This window comes from Brachyspira catarrhinii (genome assembly GCF_005518285.1).
Taxonomy (GTDB): domain Bacteria; phylum Spirochaetota; class Brachyspiria; order Brachyspirales; family Brachyspiraceae; genus Brachyspira; species Brachyspira catarrhinii.
On record NZ_SJDU01000546.1, the window covers coordinates 1 to 1,201 of the forward strand.

At 25.2% G+C, this 1,201-nt stretch carries 2 protein-coding genes; both read right to left on the minus strand.

Going from position 1 to position 1,201, the window contains the following annotated elements; all coding sequences use genetic code 11:
• Positions 1-108 precede the first annotated feature (108 nt).
• Entirely contained in the window at positions 109-438 is a 330-nt protein-coding gene (locus tag EZH24_RS12205) for a branched-chain amino acid transporter permease (RefSeq protein ID WP_137999334.1), read from the minus strand.
• Positions 431-1,144: an AzlC family ABC transporter permease gene (locus EZH24_RS12210; RefSeq protein ID WP_137999335.1), complete on the minus strand. Its 714-nt coding sequence runs from the start codon at positions 1,142-1,144 to the stop codon at positions 431-433. The genes EZH24_RS12205 and EZH24_RS12210 overlap by 8 nt, the downstream gene beginning before the upstream one ends.
• Positions 1,145-1,201 lie beyond the last annotated feature (57 nt).

The window sequence follows — 1,201 nt, forward strand, 5'->3', positions numbered from 1 at the left end:
CAGATTTCAATTGTTCAGTAATATATTTCATAAATATAATGAGTGATACTATAATATTTATATGATAAAGTCATTATCTAATAACTTGATATTTCTAGTTATTAGTAATTATACAAATACCACCTGTACCAAAAACATATAAATTATAGTTCCTGCTCCTATGCTTATTAGTACATTTCTTTTTATTATATGCAAAATTATTATAATTGCTATAGATATTAATTCTGGTAAGGCATATGGAAACTTTATTATATTAATATCTTTAAGGCAGTATATAACTAGAAGTGATATCATAGAGTATGGCAGCATCTTGCCCAAAAACTTTATATATTTACTTTCGGATAATGATTTATTTATTATAATAAAGGGAAGAAACCTTAAAAAAGCGGTTCCTATTACAATCATTAAAGCTGTTATAAATATTTCTTTATTATTCATATATTTTCCCGTATTCATTATATTTATAAATAATACTTATAGCAATAAATATTAATATCATAGCAAGTATTATAAATATATTAGTTTTAAATATTAAAATAGGTATAGAGCATAAAAGTCCAATCAAAGCACCTCTATGATCTTTACTTTCAAGCCATTGTTCTGTGAATATTACAACAAATAAAGCAGTTAAAACAAAATCAAGCCCTTTAGTATTGAAAGTTATAAATGATCCTATCAAACAGCCAAGCAATGTACCTATATTCCAATAGCAGTAATTCATAAATGATACAAAAAAGTAAAATGCTCTTTTATTGATATTTTCTTGTATATTATGCGAGCAAACTATAGAAAAAGTTTCATCACTTAATGAAAATATTAGAAATGGCTTTAATATTCCTATAGATTTATATTTAGAAGCCATAGATATGCCGTAGAATGCCACTCTTGAATTAACCATTAATGTTAGCACTAAGGCATATAATGGATTAAATGGTGCTAAAAATAAATAATTAATAGCTGTATACTGCATACTTCCGCAATAGGCAAACAAACTTAAAAATACAGCGAGAGAAGTATCAAGTCCTTTAGCTTTCATAAGTATTCCATAAGCCATGCCTAAAAATATATAGCCTATAAGAACAGGTATTGTTATTGGAAATGCGTATTTTAATGCTGAAATTAAATCATGTTTTTTAGTATTCATATTATTTATAGCTTTGATTTTATATTCTTCACTTTGTTTTCATCGGTATATTTTACA

Coding starts and splice junctions, on each gene's coding strand:
- EZH24_RS12205 (WP_137999334.1), bottom strand. CDS start 438: ATGAATAATAAAGAAATATTTATAACAGCTTTAATGATTGTAATAGGA.
- EZH24_RS12210 (WP_137999335.1), bottom strand. CDS start 1,144: ATGAATACTAAAAAACATGATTTAATTTCAGCATTAAAATACGCATTT.